The organism is Oleiphilus sp. HI0128, from assembly GCF_001635365.1.
Genome location: NZ_LWGG01001278.1, coordinates 1 through 819, shown reverse-complemented (window position 1 = coordinate 819; position 819 = coordinate 1). Strand labels below are relative to the sequence as shown.

1 protein-coding gene is annotated in these 819 nt (G+C 48.1%); it reads left to right on the top strand.

Annotated features, from left to right (window positions below; genetic code table 11):
* A partial coding sequence (locus tag A3763_RS21480) for an inositol monophosphatase family protein (protein WP_068760493.1) occupies nt 1-717 on the top strand: 717 nt, incomplete at its 5' end.
* Between the last annotated feature and the right edge of the window lie 102 nt (nt 718-819).

The following is an 819-nucleotide window of genomic DNA, read 5'->3' as shown; positions in this document are numbered from 1 at the left end:
AAAGGCTCACTCAGTCAGAATTACAAAGATCAACATGAGCTAGTAACATCTGCAGACATTGCAGCAGACAAACTAATCATCGAAGCTATTCAAGAAAAATTCCCTCACCACCGTATCATGTCTGAAGAGACATATACCGATACGAGCCAAGGCAAAGACCTAGCTGAACCCATCTGGATTATTGACCCCATTGACGGCACCGTTAATTATGCTCACGGCCACTTTATGGTCGCCGTCTCTATCGCATTCGCGTGTGAAGGTGAGGTACAAGTGGGAATTGTCTACAATCCGTTTCTGGACGAGTGCTATTCCGCTATTTTGGGGCAAGGCTCTTATTTGAATCAGAACAAGCTATCCGTCAGCAACCAAGACAATTTACGGAAAGCCCTGATTGCCACGGGTTTCCCTTACGATAAAAGCACCGTACCTGAAATCATGCGCCGAACAGAAAAGGTGCTGATGAAATGCCAAGACATTCGCCGCCTAGGCTCTGCTGCAATGGATATCTGCTGGGTTGCAAATGGCCGCCTTGACGGCTATTTTGAGTCACTGAGCCCCTGGGACTTCGCTGCAGCCAGACTGATTGCCCTTGAAGCCGGTGCACGCTGCGGCCACTTCACCCCAGTACCTGAAGGTATTCCTGCCTGCATCTACAACAACAACCTTCTCATTAGCACGCCAGCAATCTATGACGCTCTAGACGAAATTCTGGATTAGAGCTCGCTGAATCCAAGGCAAAAAAAAGGAGCCAAAATGGCTCCTAAAAAGTCCTTATAACAACTAGGGATTGGAAAGTGATGATTGGAGAGGCTCCGCGCA